The organism is Microcoleus sp. F4-D5, assembly GCF_036704885.1.
GTDB lineage: Bacteria > Cyanobacteriota > Cyanobacteriia > Cyanobacteriales > Microcoleaceae > Microcoleus.
In genome coordinates this window covers 1-17,629 of record NZ_JAUBSX010000023.1, presented here as the reverse complement: position 1 = coordinate 17,629, position 17,629 = coordinate 1, and the positions used below count along the sequence as shown (strand labels likewise).

Genomic DNA, 17,629 nt, shown 5'->3' with positions numbered 1-17,629 from the left:
TAAAATCCACTTTTCCTGTTTGTTGTGGGATGGGCGTCCCGCCCGTCATTTCTGGGCGGGCGGGACTCCCATCCCACAAGAAAAAAGGAAATTATTTAATTGACGATCCTTAACTCCAAAACCATTAATAAATTTCGCTTTTGGCCGAGTCTCGATCCCATTAAGAAGCCTACCCTGTACACACAAGTCCCAAATCTGCGAACATGAATCCCACAAACGAAGCTGATGTCGATCGGTTCTGGACGCAGGCCAATCAAATAGGACTTACGCAAGGAATAATTTTTTACAATATTTGTAGTGGTAAGGTGCACAGTTTGCACGTACAGGTAGCATCTGTGCTTAACTCCTGCAAAAAAAAACCTGTTTCTCGCTGTCGAGATCGAGCGTATACGACCAAATTATCTTAATCAACCGCGTTGTTGCTTCCAGGACTGTTAGGGTTAAGTTGGCACTATGAAAAATGTTGTGTTCCTACAATAAATAAATTAAAATCGTCCCGCTAAATTGGCAATAATTAATGCTAGTTTAACGGGATCCACAGGTTTAGCAATATGCTTTTGAAAACCCGCTTCGATCGCCCTTTGCCCTTCTTTATCGGTCGCATAGGCAGTCAGCGCCGCTGCGGGGATTTCTCCTCCGGCTTCCGCAGCCAGAGCTCGCACTTCTCGAATTAAGAAATACCCATCTTCCTCTGGCATTCCGATATCGGAGATTAGCAAGTCGTATCGCCCCGGATTTTCAGTCAAAGCAGCGATCGCACTTCTGGCAGATGCAACTGCCAAAACCTCCGCCCCATAGCCTTCAAGCACAAATTGTAAGAACTCGCGCGTATCGATCCGATCGTCTACGGCTAAGATGTGCAAGCCTTCGAGAGAGGGGACGCGCTCGTTAGAGGTGTTTAAATGTTCTACCAAAGCAGTTGACTTTAAATCGATCGCCGAGGTCAACTCTTGAGGCAGCGATCGCAACGGCAATCTCACAGTAATTGTAGTTCCTTGTTCCTCACCCGGACTTTCGGCTTCCACCGTTCCCCCGTGCAATTCAACGAGGTGACGCACGATCGATAAACCCAATCCCAGCCCTTGATTCCCTTTAACCCTGCTGGAATTGGCTGGAGGGAAACAGTCGAAAATATACGGCAACAAGTCTGCCGGAATCCCTTTTCCCGTATCGCTAACACGAAGTTGAGCGTGATTCTCCGTCGCCGATAGCATGATTTCCACTCGTCCCTCCGCCGGAGTAAACTTAATCGAATTAGACAGAAGATTCCACACAACTTGCTGCAAGCGATTCATATCCCCTAAAACAGTCGTAGAAGTCAACTCCGAAACAAGTTGAATGTTTTTTGCTTCGGCGGATAATTGAACCCTCTCCAGTGCAGATTGCACCGCTAACCGCAGATCGATCGGACAAACGCACAGTTGAAGCTTGCCACTGGCAATCCGGGAAATATCCTGGATATCTTCGATTAACTGATATTGCGCCCTCGCGCTGCGCTCGATCACCTCTAAAGCCTTAGTAACGGCTGCTTCCTTCAGTTTCCCGGAACGCAGAATTTGTGTCCAGCCCAGGATCGGAGTCAGGGGATTGCGTAATTCGTGGGAGAGATCCGCGAGAAATTGATCTTTACTGCGGTTGGCTGTTTCTGCCTGTTGGCGGGCAAACTGTTCCTCCAGTAATAACTGCGATCGTACTACGTCAAACTGCTTGCGCTCCGTGATATCCTCGATCGACAACAGAATCATTACAGCTCGATCTTCTCGTTCAAATTTACAAGCACTTAGCAGCATGGTTTTGTGCCCGATATTATCAAACAGGTGATTCCACTCATAATTTTGAAGCTGAACATCACCAACCAGAATATGTTCCAGAATCGATCGCACTTGGGGGATATTCCACTGCCCGTTGCCTAGCTCAAACAGCGAAGATTTTGCTGCTTCTGACGGTAAAATATGAAACATTTCATAGAACGATCGATTTGCTTTATTCACTCGGAAATCAGCATCTAGGACGACTAAAGGCGTTTGCACAGTTTCCACAATGGTTTCAGCATCATTTCGGGCCTCCTCCAAAGTTCTGGCACTGCGTTTAAGAGCATCAATATCGACGAAAACCATCACCACACCGTCAATCTGGTTTTCCGTTGTCTGGTAAGGACTAATGCGGAGGTTGTACCAATATCCCGATAAAGTTTGAACTTCTTGTTCTTTCGTCTGGAGAGTCTCAATCACCTCCAAAATCATTTGTTCCAAGTCAGGAACGTTCAGAGTTGAGCGGATGTCGCTAAAGGGTCGTCCGACATCTGTGGGAATCACACTAAAAATTTGCTGTGCCGTTGGCGTGAAGCGTCGAATCTGTAAATCGTTTGTCAGCATTAAGATAGGGATATTGATACTGGAAAGCAAATTTATCAGATCGTTATTGACCACGCTTTGTTCAATATTTCGGCTGCGAAGTTCATCGTTAGTGGTAGTGAGTTCCTCGTTAGTGGCTTGAATCTCTTCTTTGGCACTTTCTAACTCCTCATTGATGCTTTGCAACTCCTCGTTGCTCGATAGGATTTCTTCGTTCGCAATTTTGAGGTCTTGGTTGAGACTTTCCCGATCCTGGGTCAGCGCTTGCAGTTGGGCTTGAGCCGCAGTTTTTTCTTGGTTAGCGACTGCAAGTTGCTGCCTCAGCAGATCAATTTCAGGATATAGATCGGTTCGATCTAAGCTTTCAGAAGTGAGGGTGCTGAGGTTAAGCACCGGGGGTGAAACCTCTTCAAATACCACCAAAAAGTAGCGTCCTTCGACGGCCTGTGGCTGGAACGGAATCACCTCAAAATTGACGGTACTCGATCGTCCGCCCAGTTCAAGCAATACCCTTTCTTTCCTAATGGTTGCGTTCTGCGTTTGTGCCTGATAAATCGCGGTGCGAAGCTCAACCAGCAAGCCTGCCCTTGCCATTGCCAGCAAGTTTAAGTCGGGCGTTCCGGCTACCACTCTCAAGTAAGGATCGAGGTCTCCCCGCACTTGCAGGATTTTCATCTGCTCGTTGACAACCACGCTGGCTGGGGCATATCGATTTAAAATCAGTTGGTCAGTTTCTTGTTGCAAATCAAAGCTATTCCTAAAATTTTCCTTCATTTCCTGCCGTTCGCGTGCTTTAAGTACAGGATAGGAAGTTGGCGTAAACGAAAAATTAGGACGAGTCGCAGTCAACTTTTTGGCATAAATTTTAGACTTTTTATCCAATGAACTAAACAAGTAGGAAAATTCTCCGGTACTCTCAGAAGTTCCTAACAAGAGAAAGCCCGTTGGGTTGAGACTGTAATGAAAAATCGGCATCACTTTTTTTTGCAATGGCTCTCCCAAGTAGATCAGCACATTGCGACAGCTAACTAAATCGATATTGGAAAAAGGCGGGTCGCTGCCTAAGTCTTGTCGGGCAAATACACAAAGTTCGCGGACTGCCTTGCTGATTCTATAACTACCTCTTGCTTCGGCAATAAAAAAGCGAGCACGTCGCTCTGGTGAAACATCTACCATTTGGTTTTCTGAGTAGAAGCCAGACCTCGCTTTGCCGATCGCCTGTTCGCCAATGTCCGTGGCAAAAATCTGGATCGGTGGCACGATGGCTCGATCGCCCAAAAACTCCAACAAGCACATGGCGATCGAATAAACTTCTTCACCTGTCGAACATCCTGCAACCCAAATCCGAATCGGAGTTTCGGCCGATTTATTTTGGGTAATCGTGGGAAAAACCAGCTCTTTTAACTTTTCAAAAGCTTCGGGATCGCGGAAGAAACTGGTAACGTGGATCAGGATTTCTTCATACAGGGCTGCGACTTCAGCCGAATTTTGTCGAAGAAGCTGGGTGTAATCATCCAAGCTTTCCAGCTTGTACAACACCATCCGTCGCTGGATGCGTCGAGCGATCGTGGTGGCTTTGTAGTTGCTAAAATCAACGCCTGTGGTGGATTTCAGCAGCGCAAAAATAGTTGCCAGGGCATCTCCCTCTTCGGGCGATTCGTCAACTTTTGTCAGGGGAAGCCGGCCAGTCAGAAGGCGACTGCGACTGTATTTTCCGAGTTCCTCGGCAATTTTTTCCGGTGGCATAACGAAATCGACATTGCCTGTGGCAACAGCGGTATTCGGCATACTATCGACTTTTGCTGTGTCTTGAGTTTGAGCAAAAGTCATGCCTCCGGCTGCTTTGATTGCCTTGATCCCGAGTGAACCGTCTCCGTCTCCCCCGGATAAAACTACGGCGATTGCTTTGTGCCCGCGATCGATCGCCAACGAGCGAAAAAACGCATCTGCCGGCATATATTTGCCCTCAATCTTCTCGCGGGGTGATAGTTGCAGCGTGCCTTTAGATAGCACCATCTTGGTGTTGGGCGGAATTATGTAGACTTGATTGGGTTCTACAGCTACCCCGTCTTCTACCTGATTAACAGGCATTTGCGTCGTTCTGGCGAGAATCTCGGTCAGCAGACTTTTGTGATTGGGGTCTAAATGCTGAATCAGCACAAACGCCATACCCGTATCGATCGGTAAATGGCTGAGTAATCCCGTGAATGCTGCCAACCCTCCTGCTGAGGCGGCAATCCCAACAATGGGAAAGGGGGCCTCGATTTCGGCTAATTGTTCGCTGTCGAGGGCCGCTGGTGCGATCGATTCGGGTGTATTTTCTGGAGGTAATTGAGGAGAAGTCATGATGTGAAATCCTGGACTTCAATTATTTAGGAGCCAACATATTTGGTAAGTGTGTGGCTGAGTAATTCAGACTATTTGTATCAGAGCCTACTTAATTTGTCGGCCTGATGAAGATCCCTTAAGGATTAGCTACAGTGTGGGAGCCACGATCTGAGCGCTATTGAACAATGCAATCTGCTGTTGGGGCGATCGCAACGAGAGGCTGGCCGTAACCAAGTAGTATATCTGCTTGCGTACTTAGCTTCTTTTACCCGCCAGTGTAGCAGACAGCGCGATTACTGATTCGGTATTAATTCTAGCAGTATAAGCGACTTGTGCGCCTTGTATTCCTTTTAAATCTTCTACTCGTTTTTGAATTTCGGAGACTCCAGCAGTTTTTAATGCACTTATAAATGCTCGGTCACGATCAACTTCTTCGGAAAACGAAACTTCCTCACTTTTAGAAAGATTTTGAATGCGGGCGGCTTTGTTGACTGTAGAGCGAAAATAGCCGATCGAATTATTAAGATTTACCAGCAAAGCGGTACCTCGGTGAATGCCAATTCTGACTTGAATTCCGTCTTGTGGTTGGCGAGTTGAGTTGTATTCTCTCAAACAGGCGACAGCACCAGCGGCAGCCATAATTGCTTGTTCGTTGCTGATAAAGGAAGTCATGACGGCATCGCCGACGGTTTTAATGACTTTACCGCCAAATTTATCGATCGACTCAAAGAAAATTTCAAAACGATCGCGCACAATATTGTAAGCTTTAGTATCTCCCAGTGTTTCGTACATTCTGGTAGAACGGGTAATAAGCTGTCGCGCATTTAAATTGTATATTCTGGGCGGGCTATAAGAGCCCAACCCATACTCCCCACAAGACAGGAATTCTTTTTTAACAGACAATTTAAATGTAGAACAGCTTATCAGTCAACATAATAGTAATCGTTGTTCTACTGTCAATTCATCGGGCAATTGATCTGAATGCAAAATCAGCCCCGACAAATTGTGTTCGGTATTAGTTAATTCGAGCTTAACTTTTCCCGGACGCACGGCCAGCTCTTTTTTATCAAAATCTGCGCCGGCCAACTGCTTGAACTTAATTTTTTGTATGGCTTCTGTTTCTTCGCCTTCAACCTTTAAAATCCCTTTAGCGAAAGTCAGAGGACAGCAGTAGCGGTAGCGACCTTTTTCTCAGCTAACTATCTCTGATTCGGTGCAGTAGAGAGGCGTTACCAGTTGCAGTTTGCTCTGGAGTACGGGAGGGGGGAGCGCAGACGGGTCGCAGTTGCGGGTCTTAGATTTCTTTGTTCAGGGAAAAACTAACTTCGACGCGATCGAGCAAATCAATTTTAAATTCGCGATCGCACATCGGGCAAACAGACATTTCTGATGTCTCTGCCAAATCCTTAAATTCTTCTGTAATCATGTTGCAGTGGGGGCAGTGAATATCGAGCGTGCAAGTCGAAGACACCGGCTTTCACTCCGTGCAGAAATTCGGAAGTAATTTTTTTAACATTTTTGATTGTATCGCCGGCTACGTAGTAAGGATTAATTCTCAATCTCTGCAAAATGTGGGAACCGGTTAACCATTTTTCGATTTGGTCGATCGCTCCTTTGCTAGAATAGGGACGTTTTTTGAGCTGTTCTAATTTTTATTTTAATAGTTCGATTTCATTATCCGCTTGCCTGTGAGTTTGATGGCAAGAAATTTCTAAGCATTATGTTGTGTGATTTGCTTGTCTGGTTGGTTCTTGCCTGATAATTCAGATGAGTTTGCATCTTTGCGGATGTTCGTGATGTTTGTAACTCTTAACAAATTAGCAGGTTAAAGGCGATGTTTATTTAGGAATAGCGATCTGCTATAGCAATCCTCGCATCATTTGTGAATTTCTTACTCCCAGACCTTGATAAGGGGAAGGTTGGGGTGGGGTAAAAATTTTACGACTCCTGCAAGCATTGCTATAGTGGGATTAATTCAAAGAGCGATCGCTGCATCTGTCTGCAGGAAGATTTTAAATAATTGGGAATTGGTAATTAGTAATTGATACAGCACTTTTCAGGTAAGCCATTGTAGGGAGTCGATCGATCCCAGGTGTAGTTAATAAACTTGCAATCTGCTGTAATATCAAATCCGGGCGCATCTGAATTAATATTACCCACGGCCAGAAAACGGGAGTGCCCTTTCCCTACAATTAATCCGGGTAATCCAAGAGCACGGCGCGGTGTCTTCAAGATCGTGTCGATCGTGCAACCGGAAACGATATAATTGGTAATTGATGATTGGTGATTGGCACTTTAAAGGCAAAAAAAAGAGGGGAAATCCCCTCTTTGAAGAACAGTGACTGCGATGTTATTCGACGGTCGCAGGAGGGATTTCTTCCTCTACTAAATCTAATACTGCTTCGGGTGCTGCTGCGGCTGCTTCCGGTGCTACCTCGGGCAGATCCTCTTCCATGGCTGAAGGTACGTCTTCGAGTATTTCGTCGGATAGGTCATCATCAGCATCGATCGAGTCTACAGGAATATCTATGCCTGCTTTAGCTTGCTTTTGAGCGAGCATTTTCTCGCGGAACTTAGCTGCCATTTCCTCAGCTTTTTCGTACACCAATTCGCGATTTTTGACCATCGCGCCCGGTTCCGGTTCCAATTGCTTGGTGGAGAGAGAAATCCGGCCCCTCTCGGCATCCAAGTCAATGATCATCACTTTCACTTCGTCGTTGACATTGAAGACGCTGTGAGGCGTATCGATGTGATCGTGCGAAATTTCCGAGATGTGCAGCAAGCCGCTGACGCCGCCGATGTCGATAAAGGCACCGTAAGGCTTGATACCGCGCACTGTACCGATGACCACTTCCCCAACTTCGAGGCGGTTCATCTTGCGCTCAACTAAGGCGCGACGGTGACTCAACACTAGGCGGTTGCGGTCTTCGTCTACCTCTAAGAATTTTAATGGTAATTCTTCGGCGACTAATTCTTCCTTCGGTTTGCGGGTACTTATATGAGAACCGGGAATAAAGCCTCGCAACCCTTCTATTCTCACGAGTGCGCCGCCGCGGTTGGTGGCAAATACTTGCGATCGTACTGTGGCATCTTCTGCTTGCAGTTGTCGCACTCTTTCCCACGCCCGCATATACTCGATGCGCCGGATAGACAGGGTTAATTGTCCGTCTTCATTTTCATCGGTTAGAATGAAAAATTCTCTGGTTTCGTTTGATTGCAATACCTCTTCAGGGCTTTCCACTCGATTGATGGACATTTCCTGAATGGGAATGTACGCTGCGGTCTTAGCACCGATATCAATCAGAGCGCCCCTGGGTTCTATACTAAAAACTGTACCCGCTACTACATCGCCCGGGCTAAAGTGATAGTCATATTTATCAAGTAGGGCTGCAAAATCTTCGTGAGTAAAGCCGATGTCTTTGACTGTGGTTTTGAGATTGACCATGCGAATAGTTTCCTAGGATTTCTCTCCTTCATGTTTTTCGTTTGTGCCGGCAGATCTTCGAGATTTTGGTGAAAAAGCGATTAACTTTTTTCAAAATCTTTTACTAAAGTCAGTTTTTGCTAACTTTTGCCGGGTGCAACTGCACACCAGCGCTTGCCATTACTGTTACTCCATACTCTGTGTTAAAACGTTTAATCTTAACATTCCGAGTCAAGTAGACTATTTTGACACTCTCAGGTATAAATAAACTGAGATTCTTCATTCAACGAGCCGACTTGCTGGCGACAGGATTACTCCAGTCTAAGTAGAGGTCGGTTTCTCCAGAAGCGTAAATTTCGGTATGCCTTACCGTATTTAATTAGTCACCGATCTTTAGTTAGGTTTTGTTCAAATGCGAGCTTTCCTAAACTGCAACACCGTTAGGTGTGACTACGCACTCAACTAATCCAGTTAAGTTTTTACGTTGTCTAGTTATACTCTATTTTAGACCGATGACGATCATATCACACCCAGCACTCTTACTGAGAAAAAAGAACGCTCGCTCGAATGAGAGTCCCTTGAGTCGCTATTCCTCCGGGCCTTCCTCGCGACACGGTTTTCAATCTCCCAGAATATTTCTATAAATTAATTTAAGCGAGCTTAGCTGGGAGTAGCGCAGGATGCTGGGCTTTCTCGATCGACTGCATCCGCATCCGGCAAAGCTGCGTCAAAATGTGGCCGAGTTTCTGGATTTTCAGCTTCGTTGAGGGGATTCTGAAGGTGATTTAGGGTATCTACAAAGTCTCGGATGCCTCGAAATTGGCGGTATACGGAGGCAAAACGGACATAAGCGACTTCGCTGAGCGGCCGCAGGTGCAACAGCACCATTTCCCCAATTTCTGAACTGGCAAGTTCTCGAAGCGATCGACCTTGGAGTTGTGCCTCGATTTCTTCTGCCAGGGTTTCGAGATTCCCGGAAGACAAACCGGTTTTTTCGCAAGCCCGAACCAATCCTCTGACTAATTTTGACCTGTCAAAAGATTCGCGCTTGCCGTCTCGCTTGATCACCGTAATCGGCACAAATTCTATGCGTTCGTAAGTTGTGAAGCGGTGCTGACAGCTCAAACACTCGCGCCGCCGACGGATGCTTTGACCTGATTCGGCTGAACGCGATTCTAAAACGCGGCTATTGGTGTGTTGGCAGGAGGAACAGCGCATGATTGCTGATTTTAACAGGCGTTGCCACCAAATTGCCATTCATCAAACCGCGCCCGGTTTGATGAATGGCTGGACTAGAAAAATAACGAAAGCAAACAGCGGTGAAATAGTCCCGCACCAAATTCGTTAGCGCAGCCCTCGAAGAGGATCGCTGTGATGCGGGCTAACCCCAGTCCAGTTCAGGATATTTTGGACTTGCCGCAGGCGTATAGCTAATTATTTGCCAATCCGGGGAGGTTCCCGAAAGGCGATCGCAAAAAATAGTACGCCTATGGCTAAAGCCAGAATCAAAATGTAAGCAACACTTTCCATGTTAAATTTTCCCTATCTTCCCTTGCCGTATTATTTTATCTTAATTGCTGGTTTTATTATTAACTAAAAAAACCCGGTTTCTTAAAGAAACCGGGTTTTTGTGTACCGGGGAAGTTTCTCGCCTACCCGGAGGCTGGAGAAATCTAGAGAGATTCTTCTCTTCTTGTGGTCAAGTCGCCCACCTTTTGGAACAGGCCCCACTCGACTTGTTCTTCCATGTCAGCCTCAACTCCAGCAAACACGTCGCGGAAAATAGTCCGAGAACCGTGCCAGATATGGCCGAAGAAGAACAGCAAAGCAAAGCAAGCGTGTCCGAAAGTGAACCAACCGCGAGTCGAAGTGCGGTAAACCCCGTCAGAATTCAAGGTTTCGCGATCGAATTCAAACACTTCACCCTTTTGAGCGGCGCGAGCAAACTTCTTAACATCTAGAGGATTATTAAACGTTTGACCGTTAAGTTCGCCGCCGTAGAAGCTGACGGTAACTCCGCTTTGTTCAAAGCTGTATTTTGATTCAGCACGGCGGAAGGGGATGTCAGCGCGAACTACCCCATCTTTGTCCGTCAAAATCACTGGGAAAGTTTCAAAGAAGTTGGGAAGGCGGCGAACCGACAATACCCGACCTTCGCTGTCAGTAAATACTGGATGGCCCAGCCAGCTTTTAGCAATACCGTCGCCATTAACCATCGCGCCGGCGCGGAACAAACCGCCTTTAGCTGGAGAGTTGCCCACGTAGTCGTAGAAAGCCAATTTTTCGGGAATTTGTTCGTAAGCCGATTGGATGCTAGCGCCGGAGGCCAAACTAGCTTGAGCTCGGCGATCGATTTCTTGTTGGAAATAGCCGCTGTCCCACTGATAGCGAGTCGGGCCGAAAAGTTCGATCGGAGTAGCAGCAGAACCGTACCACATCGTACCGGCAACCACAAAGGCTGCGAAGAACACGGCAGCGATACTGCTAGAAAGTACAGTTTCGATATTCCCCATCCGCAGGGCTTTGTAAAGACGTTCCGGCGGCCGCACAGTCAAGTGGAACAAACCGGCAATTACGCCGACTACGCCCGCTGCAATGTGGTGAGCCACGATGCCGCCCGGATTGAACGGGTCGAAGCCTTCTGGGCCCCAAGCAGGTGCCACTGGCTGGACGTGACCGGTCAGACCGTAGGGGTCGGACACCCACATTCCCGGGCCAAAAAGTCCCGAAAGGTGAAATGCCCCGAAGCCGAAGCAGAGCAAGCCGGAGAGGAACAGGTGAATGCCAAACATTTTTGGCAAGTCGAGCGCTGGTTCACCGGTGCGGGGGTCTCTGAAAAGTTCTAAGTCCCAAAATACCCAGTGCCAGACTGCTGCCAAGAACAGCAGGCCCGAGAGGATGATGTGAGCGACAGCGACGCCTTCAAAAGACCAGAAGCCCGGATCGACGTTACCTTCGCCGGTGATGCTCCAACCGCCCCAAGAGCCCGTTACTCCCAAGCGGGCCATGAAGGGGAGCACGAACATCCCTTGACGCCACATCGGGTTCAGAACAGGGTCTGTAGGGTCAAAAACTGCTAGTTCATAAAGGGCCATTGAGCCGGCCCAACCTGCCACGAGGGCGGTGTGCATTAAGTGTACAGAAATCAATCGGCCTGGGTCATTTAAGACGACTGTGTGTACGCGATACCAGGGTAGTCCCATTGACTGCGGTTCTCCAAGGTGTAAGTGATGATGTCTATTTTGACGGAAAAATCAGATTCTCAATCCCTAGCAGTTACCTGCGGGCTTTAAATTCTGCTTTTTGCCGAATGCCCTCTACCTTTAAAGGTGGAAGCATAAAAATGAAAGTTATTTAAAGAAGTGTATCGAGTGTTAGAACCGATTGCAATATGTTGGGCATTATATTAGTTGCGGGTTGCCCATTTCGCAGCGGGCGGCGATCGTCCCGAGGCGTTCGAGGACTTGCTCGGCATCGATCAGTCTGGTCAGCACGACGTTGCCGATGTTTTTGGCAGGATCGTTCGGGTCTACTGGGGCTGTGGGTTTGACTTCTACCATCAGTACAGCGTCTTCTACGCGGTAGAGCCACATTTTTTCTTGGTTATCCCACAGACAGAGGTCGAGTTGTACAATGTCGGGGTGGCGTCTCCAAGCGGCGTAACTCCACTCGCCGCCGACTCCCCAGACTCGCCCAACTTTCCACCCGTCGGATAAGAAAAAATATTTCATTTGTTGTGTACGCTTGTTGAGATTTTTTTGTCTAACATAGCGCAAAACTGAAAGATTACGGAATTATTGAACCGCGAAGACGCTTTCAGCGAAGCCGTTCCCGTTCCCCGCAGGGGTTCGGTGAAGGGTAGGTAGGACGCCAATGAAGAGTAGAGAAGAAAAGGAGTATAGCCTTTCTCAGTAACATGAGGTGTTCTAGGGCATAGGGCTCCGCGGGCATACCTCACCAAGATTGAGAACTGCTACAGGTAATTTTCTAGCAACAGGGGAGCAATCTACAGAATTGTCAGATCAGTTTCGGTCTGGCTAATCGGTAAAATATCCAATCTTTGATTGTTCAAGTCGAATGCAATTCCTAGCAGTTGGAGAAAGAATACTCCTCACAGCGGCTCGGTTGCGCCAGGAGTTTCTAAACATTCAAATGTGCCTGCGGGCGCTAACAAGGTTGTGGTAACTTTGCCCTTTTGATCTGGCAGTCGATCGCATCATCTTAATCTCAATTAATATGCCCCAATTATGAGCGTTCAATATTTGACCACACCTTTTACCATACTATATAATGGTATTAAATGACAGGTGCCCCGAACTGCACGGGGAGGTATGGTACGGTTGAGATACCGTGCGCCTGTCAGAGACAAGGTGCCCCGAACTGCACGGGGAGGTATGGTACGGTTGAGATGCCGTGCGCCTGTCAACCAGAAAGATACATTGATGAAAGAAACCATCCCTACCAAAATAACGCCCCGCCAAGGCGTAGAGAGTTATTTTAAGCCCCTTTTAAAAGAGGGTTAAGCTCTCAATAAGGGCGAAATCCACGACTATAATAGTCGTGGATTCGCATTTAAACTTACCCTTCATTTTAGCGGTATTCAAAGTGGATTTTATGCTGGAGAATAGGAATTTTCAACAACTGTATTTTCGGCTCAAGTAGATGGAAGGCTTCCTCCAATTCAGTATGACCACTGGCAGTCCGTGCTTTTTTTGAATAACGATCGATCAAGTACACCACATAATCTGCTAGCTGTAAACCAGTGTAACCGTCTGAGACCCCAAAAAAAGGTAGTTCCATAAAGTTAGAAGATTTTTTTTGTGACTTCCAATCTCTATAAATATCGCTCGATCTCCGATCCTGAACACTGGTATGGTGAGCTGAGCGCGAATCCATAAGTAATATTCCAGTTTCGTTATATTGCTTTAGATAAGCATCTAGCTGCTCTAATAATTGATTGAAAGCTAAACGATACAAACCAGTGTCATCTTTAATATCTTCGCTGGTTTCGCCCAAGTTTTTTTTGTTTACTTGAACAGCGAATATATGGCAAGGTAAGTGACTCATAGTTTCTGAAACTTTCTTGAAGGCTCTATGACGGAATTCCTGGGGAAATTTCTTAAATGAACCCTGACCTTGCCAAATATCGCGCCCCTTAAGTTCCCAGCCTTCAGGTTCCCTTAGACTCAATATCTCCTTTTTAAGTTCTGAAACTTCTCTATCCATTTGTGGCTAGTGCTGGACATGGATAGCAAAGCTAGCTAAAAAAAAGAAATTTGTCTCCATATCTTTCCAGCCAGTGCCACCCTCATCAACGTAAAATAAAATCGTCATCTCGCCTTATGGTAACTTTTTGACATAAACGCTACATTATAAGTGTCTTTTAGCCTTTAAGTTATACTAGAATAAAGACAAGACTAAAACCCCATCTCTCATCGGCGCTGATATTGATTGCCAACATCCAGGATACAAGCCCCCAGATTAATCCGTGGAGTCACCTCTTCAATTTAAAATCTAAAATCTAAAATCTAAAATCGAATGACCGCACAAACTCCAGTACAATTCCAAGACAGTTTCGACATCATCGTAGTTGGTGGCGGACACTCCGGCTGCGAAGCCGCCCTCGCCACTTCTCGCCTCGGATGTCGCACCCTTCTTCTCACCCTCAACCTCGACAAAATTGCGTGGCAACCTTGCAATCCGGCTGTCGGCGGCCCGGCTAAAACCCAACTTACTAACGAAGTTGATGCGTTAGGCGGGGAAATTGGCAAAATGGCCGATCGCACCTACTTACAAAAGCGCGTCCTCAACGCTTCGAGAGGCCCCGCAGTGTGGGCGCTGCGAGCACAAACTGACAAGCGGGAATACGCCGCTGTGATGAATAATATTGTTGAAAATCAAGAGAATTTGACCATCCGAGAAGCGATGGTAACAGACTTAGTTTTGGGCAAAAACGAAGAAGTAATCGGAGTCGAAACATACTTCGGCGTCGCCTTTGAATGCAAAGCAGTAATTCTGACCACAGGTACTTTTTTAGGTGGCACGATTTGGGTGGGCAATAAGTCGATGCCCGCCGGACGTGCGGGAGAATTTGCTGCCGTTGGTTTGACGGAAACTCTCAATCGTTTGGGCTTTGAAACTGGCAGGTTAAAAACAGGAACTCCGGCAAGAGTTGACAAACGTACTCTCGATTACACCAACCTGGAATTGCAGCCGGGAGACGCAGAGGTTCGCTGGTTTAGTTTCGATCCAGAAGTTTGGATCGAACGCGAACAAATGCCCTGTTATTTGACTCGGACTACGCCCGCTACTCACCAGTTAATTAGAGACAATTTGCACCTTTCTCCAGTTTACGGCGGCTGGGTTGATGCGAAGGGCCCGCGCTATTGTCCGAGTATTGAAGATAAGATTGTGCGGTTTGCGGATAAGGAAAGTCACCAGATTTTTATTGAACCGGAAGGTAGAGATATTCCTGAACTTTACATTCAAGGATTTTCGACTGGTTTACCGGAAAATTTGCAATTGCAAATGCTGCGGACTCTTCCGGGTTTGGAAAAGTGCGAGATGATGCGTCCAGCTTATGCCGTGGAGTACGATTATTTGCCGGCAACTCAGTGTTTTCCGACGCTGATGACGAAGAAGATTGAAGGGCTGTTTTGCGCGGGACAGGTGAACGGTACGACCGGATATGAGGAGGCGGCTGCACAGGGGATTGTGGCGGGGATTAATGCGGCTCGGTTTGCGAAAAATCAGGAGATGATTGTGTTTTCTCGCGAGCAAAGTTATATCGGGACTTTGATAGATGATTTGTGTACGAAGGATTTGCGGGAACCTTACCGGATGTTGACTTCGCGATCGGAATACCGGCTATTATTGCGATCGGACAATGCAGATCAACGCTTGACTCCGCTGGGACGGGAAATTGGTTTGATTGACGATCGCCGCTGGGAGTTATTCGATCGCAAACAAGCTAGTATTGTGGCAGAGAAGGAACGCTTGTACTCGACGCGGGTGAAAGAACACGAGGAAGTTGGCAAGGCAATTTTTGCCGATACTCAACAAGCGATTAAAGGTTCGATTACTCTTGCTGACTTGTTGCGCCGTCCGGGTTTTCATTATGTCGATTTGGAACGCTACAATTTAGGCAATTCCAGTCTGAAGTTGGCGGAGAAAGATGGTGCAGAAATTGACATCAAATATTCCGGCTACCTGCAAAGACAGCAAAATCAAATTGACGACATTGCCAAACACGAACGCCGGCAATTGCCTGCGGATTTGGATTACATGGCAATTACAACTCTCTCGAAAGAGTCGCGGGAAAAATTGGCTAAGGTGAAACCGCTGACTATTGGTCAAGCGGCGAGAATTGGCGGGGTGAATCCGGCTGATGTTAATGCTTTGTTGATTTTTCTCGAACTGCGAAACCGTCAGCAGCCGGCTGGTGTAGGAAAATAATCCGATTTGTTTTTCTATTAACTTTTTCTTTTTTTCAATATGCCTCTGAGCGAACTTCTACCTACTGTCAGTCAATTATCTCATCAAGACAAACTTCGACTCATCCATTTTCTGCTTCTTGTAGTTGCTAAGGAGGAAGGATGCAGCCTAGAAACTCCTGAAAATAATGATTCGGAGAATGCACTTCTGAATCAATTGGCATCAACCAGCGCAGTTGTACGGTCGCCTCACGCAGATAGCGCAGCAGTTCAAGCATTGTCAGACCTTTTGGAAGCAGCGCAGGGAGGAGTCAATGCTTGATGGTCAGCGCTTTACGTTGTTGCAGGATATTTTTCAGGGAGTTATTTATCTTGTTCAAAGTCAGCCTCAGTGGATTCAGGTTTTGCTAGGCATAATTATGATTGCTCAAGTATTTATGCTGCTTGATATGGTCGGTGGTATTTTGATGACTCCTCAAATGTCAGGGGGAAAACGTTTTAAATCGTTAGCAATGGGTGTCGGGGTGTTTGTTGGAGGGTCATTATTTTTATTGCTATGTTTTTTGCCACTTTTGATAATGCAATTTAAGTTTATAGAATGGTTGCTACCGATATTATTACCATTATTGGGACTGAACATAGTCTGCTGGTGTTATCAACAATGGCGTTCGCGAAGTTAAACTGCCCAGATAATCAGGGGACTCAGAAACCGGGTTTCTTCCTAAAATCTCGTCAGGATGCCTAAATTATCGCAGAAACCCGGTTTCTTTGACTAGGCGCGTGGGGGAACCAAAAACATTTAAAGCTTATGAAAACACCCACAAAAATAGCAATTATAGCGCTTTCTTTAGCTTTGTTAGGGTCAGCAGCATTGAATGTCTTTCTCTACCGACAATGGCAAAAGTATTACCTGCTATTAAATGCTACGGGACTTGACCCACTCGGCCTCAACTCCTATCCCAATTCAGCAGAAAAGACACAACAGCCTGTCATTGTCTTTTACGGCGATTCACGGGCTGAGACTTGGCCGGCACCTGACCAAATCAAAAACGCAACTATCATCAATCGCGGCATAGGTGGTCAGACTACGGCGCAGGTGCTGGGACGTTTTCAGCAACACGTAGCTTCGCTGAAGCCTAAGATGATTGTGATTCAAGTTGGTGTCAACGACCTTAAGGCTATCCCCCTGTTTCCAGAACAAAAAGAGGCGATTATCCGAAATTGCCAGACAAATATTGGGCAAATCGTGAAAAATTCTCTTGATACTGGAGCTAAGGTTGTGGTAACGACTATCTTTCCGTTAGGAAAGTTGCCCATACAGCGAATGCCGTTTTGGTCGGATGATGTGGCGATCGCAATTCAAGAGGTAAACGATTATATCAAAACGCTGGCGGGCGATCGAGTAACTGTGTTTGATAGCAGTCAGGTATTGGCGAATTCCCAGGGGATTGTCGATCCTAAATACAGTCGAGATTTTCTGCATATTAATTCAGAAGGCTATGCGGCACTCAACCAGGCAATTGCTGGTATTTTGGTGCCGTAGGATAATGCTAGATGTCTAACGATCGAAACCAATGAAGTTGCAACCGATTGGACAAACCACCAACTTGAAACCCTGGAAATAAATCTAACCATTACCAATTAAAGGATCTGCGAGTAGGTAGCAATGAAAGCACTTAAAGTCATGGCAACGATCGATGAGCAGGGAGAACTAACTTTATATCTGCCTCTAATAACTGATAAAAATAGCCGTGTAGAAGTCATTGTTCTAATTCCAGAAGAGGCAGACTTAGATAATAAATCTCAAGTAGAAGTGTTGGCAGATTTTCGGCAAGCTTGGGACGAAGCCATGACTGGACAAACTATCTCAGTTGCTCAACTTTGGGAAGGGATTGAAGATGTCTGAGCAGCCTTTAATTCTAGTTGAAATTTCGGCCATGTTCAACCGAAATCTAGGCGCTATTGCCAAGAAATATCGCAGTATTCGGAATGATATACAACCGGTCATTGAACCAGGGTAAACGCATCTTAATTTCAACCTAAAACATGATAAGATGAAGTATTTAGCTAAATCAAGGGCGTAATTCATA

Annotated in this window: 14 protein-coding genes; 5 read left to right on the top strand and 9 right to left on the bottom strand. The window is 46.4% G+C overall.

The window, feature by feature from the left end; translation table 11 throughout:
- Window positions 1-485: 485 nt before the first annotated feature.
- The 9 genes from QUA80_RS13175 to QUA80_RS13135 all read right to left on the bottom strand — a co-directional run bounded on the left by QUA80_RS13175 (window position 486) and on the right by QUA80_RS13135 (window position 13,332).
- A complete protein-coding gene (locus QUA80_RS13175) occupies window positions 486-4,700 on the bottom strand; it encodes a chemotaxis protein CheB (RefSeq protein WP_333425096.1) in 4,215 nt (1,404 codons plus the stop codon).
- A 237-nt stretch (window positions 4,701-4,937) separates the two neighbouring features.
- Window positions 4,938-5,543, bottom strand: coding sequence for an adenylate/guanylate cyclase domain-containing protein (locus QUA80_RS13170; RefSeq protein ID WP_333425208.1), 606 nt, complete (start codon window positions 5,541-5,543; stop codon window positions 4,938-4,940).
- A 433-nt stretch (window positions 5,544-5,976) separates the two neighbouring features.
- Window positions 5,977-6,153, bottom strand: a complete 177-nt coding sequence (locus tag QUA80_RS13165) for a hypothetical protein (protein ID WP_333425094.1) — start codon at window positions 6,151-6,153, stop codon at window positions 5,977-5,979.
- 879 nt (window positions 6,154-7,032) lie between these two features.
- A complete protein-coding gene (locus QUA80_RS13160; RefSeq protein WP_333425092.1) occupies window positions 7,033-8,127 on the bottom strand; it encodes a 30S ribosomal protein S1 in 1,095 nt (364 codons plus the stop codon).
- 639 nt (window positions 8,128-8,766) lie between these two features.
- Window positions 8,767-9,324, bottom strand: a complete 558-nt coding sequence (gene nrdR / locus QUA80_RS13155; RefSeq protein WP_333425206.1) for a transcriptional regulator NrdR — start codon at window positions 9,322-9,324, stop codon at window positions 8,767-8,769.
- Between the two features lie 216 nt (window positions 9,325-9,540).
- Window positions 9,541-9,636 (bottom strand): photosystem II reaction center protein T, encoded by a 96-nt coding sequence (locus QUA80_RS13150; RefSeq protein WP_006635641.1) that lies wholly within the window; start codon window positions 9,634-9,636, stop codon window positions 9,541-9,543.
- Window positions 9,637-9,779: 143 nt separating this feature from the next.
- Window positions 9,780-11,309 carry a photosystem II chlorophyll-binding protein CP47 gene (gene psbB / locus QUA80_RS13145; protein WP_333425090.1) on the bottom strand — a complete coding sequence of 510 codons (1,530 nt, stop codon included), beginning with the start codon at window positions 11,307-11,309 and terminating at the stop codon, window positions 9,780-9,782.
- A gap of 198 nt (window positions 11,310-11,507) precedes the next feature.
- Window positions 11,508-11,837, bottom strand: a complete 330-nt coding sequence (locus QUA80_RS13140) for a hypothetical protein (protein ID WP_333425088.1) — start codon at window positions 11,835-11,837, stop codon at window positions 11,508-11,510.
- 859 nt (window positions 11,838-12,696) lie between these two features.
- Entirely contained in the window at window positions 12,697-13,332 is a 636-nt protein-coding gene (locus tag QUA80_RS13135) for a DUF3800 domain-containing protein (protein WP_333425086.1), read from the bottom strand.
- A gap of 312 nt (window positions 13,333-13,644) precedes the next feature.
- Between QUA80_RS13135 and mnmG the strand changes: the two genes are divergently transcribed.
- The 5 genes from mnmG (at window position 13,645) to QUA80_RS13110 (ending at window position 17,445) form a co-directional block, all read left to right on the top strand.
- On the top strand, window positions 13,645-15,561 hold the full coding sequence (gene mnmG, locus QUA80_RS13130) for a tRNA uridine-5-carboxymethylaminomethyl(34) synthesis enzyme MnmG (protein ID WP_333425084.1): 1,917 nt from the start codon (window positions 13,645-13,647) through the stop codon (window positions 15,559-15,561).
- Between the two features lie 39 nt (window positions 15,562-15,600).
- Window positions 15,601-15,861, top strand: coding sequence for a hypothetical protein (locus QUA80_RS13125; protein ID WP_333425082.1), 261 nt, complete (start codon window positions 15,601-15,603; stop codon window positions 15,859-15,861).
- Window positions 15,854-16,219, top strand: a complete 366-nt coding sequence (locus QUA80_RS13120; RefSeq protein ID WP_333425080.1) for a hypothetical protein — start codon at window positions 15,854-15,856, stop codon at window positions 16,217-16,219. The genes QUA80_RS13125 and QUA80_RS13120 overlap by 8 nt, the downstream gene beginning before the upstream one ends.
- A gap of 128 nt (window positions 16,220-16,347) precedes the next feature.
- Window positions 16,348-17,082, top strand: a complete 735-nt coding sequence (locus tag QUA80_RS13115) for a GDSL-type esterase/lipase family protein (RefSeq protein ID WP_333425078.1) — start codon at window positions 16,348-16,350, stop codon at window positions 17,080-17,082.
- Window positions 17,083-17,205: 123 nt separating this feature from the next.
- Entirely contained in the window at window positions 17,206-17,445 is a 240-nt protein-coding gene (locus QUA80_RS13110) for a type II toxin-antitoxin system RelN family antitoxin (RefSeq protein ID WP_333425076.1), read from the top strand.
- The last annotated feature ends 184 nt before the right edge of the window (window positions 17,446-17,629 follow it).

Coding starts and splice junctions, on each gene's coding strand:
- psbB (WP_333425090.1), bottom strand. CDS start 11,309: ATGGGACTACCCTGGTATCGCGTACACACAGTCGTCTTAAATGACCCA.
- QUA80_RS13160 (WP_333425092.1), bottom strand. CDS start 8,127: ATGGTCAATCTCAAAACCACAGTCAAAGACATCGGCTTTACTCACGAA.
- nrdR (WP_333425206.1), bottom strand. CDS start 9,324: ATGCGCTGTTCCTCCTGCCAACACACCAATAGCCGCGTTTTAGAATCG.
- mnmG (WP_333425084.1), top strand. CDS start 13,645: ATGACCGCACAAACTCCAGTACAATTCCAAGACAGTTTCGACATCATC.
- QUA80_RS13115 (WP_333425078.1), top strand. CDS start 16,348: ATGAAAACACCCACAAAAATAGCAATTATAGCGCTTTCTTTAGCTTTG.
- QUA80_RS13140 (WP_333425088.1), bottom strand. CDS start 11,837: ATGAAATATTTTTTCTTATCCGACGGGTGGAAAGTTGGGCGAGTCTGG.
- QUA80_RS13120 (WP_333425080.1), top strand. CDS start 15,854: ATGCTTGATGGTCAGCGCTTTACGTTGTTGCAGGATATTTTTCAGGGA.
- QUA80_RS13125 (WP_333425082.1), top strand. CDS start 15,601: ATGCCTCTGAGCGAACTTCTACCTACTGTCAGTCAATTATCTCATCAA.
- QUA80_RS13135 (WP_333425086.1), bottom strand. CDS start 13,332: ATGGATAGAGAAGTTTCAGAACTTAAAAAGGAGATATTGAGTCTAAGG.
- QUA80_RS13110 (WP_333425076.1), top strand. CDS start 17,206: ATGAAAGCACTTAAAGTCATGGCAACGATCGATGAGCAGGGAGAACTA.
- QUA80_RS13150 (WP_006635641.1), bottom strand. CDS start 9,636: ATGGAAAGTGTTGCTTACATTTTGATTCTGGCTTTAGCCATAGGCGTA.
- QUA80_RS13175 (WP_333425096.1), bottom strand. CDS start 4,700: ATGACTTCTCCTCAATTACCTCCAGAAAATACACCCGAATCGATCGCA.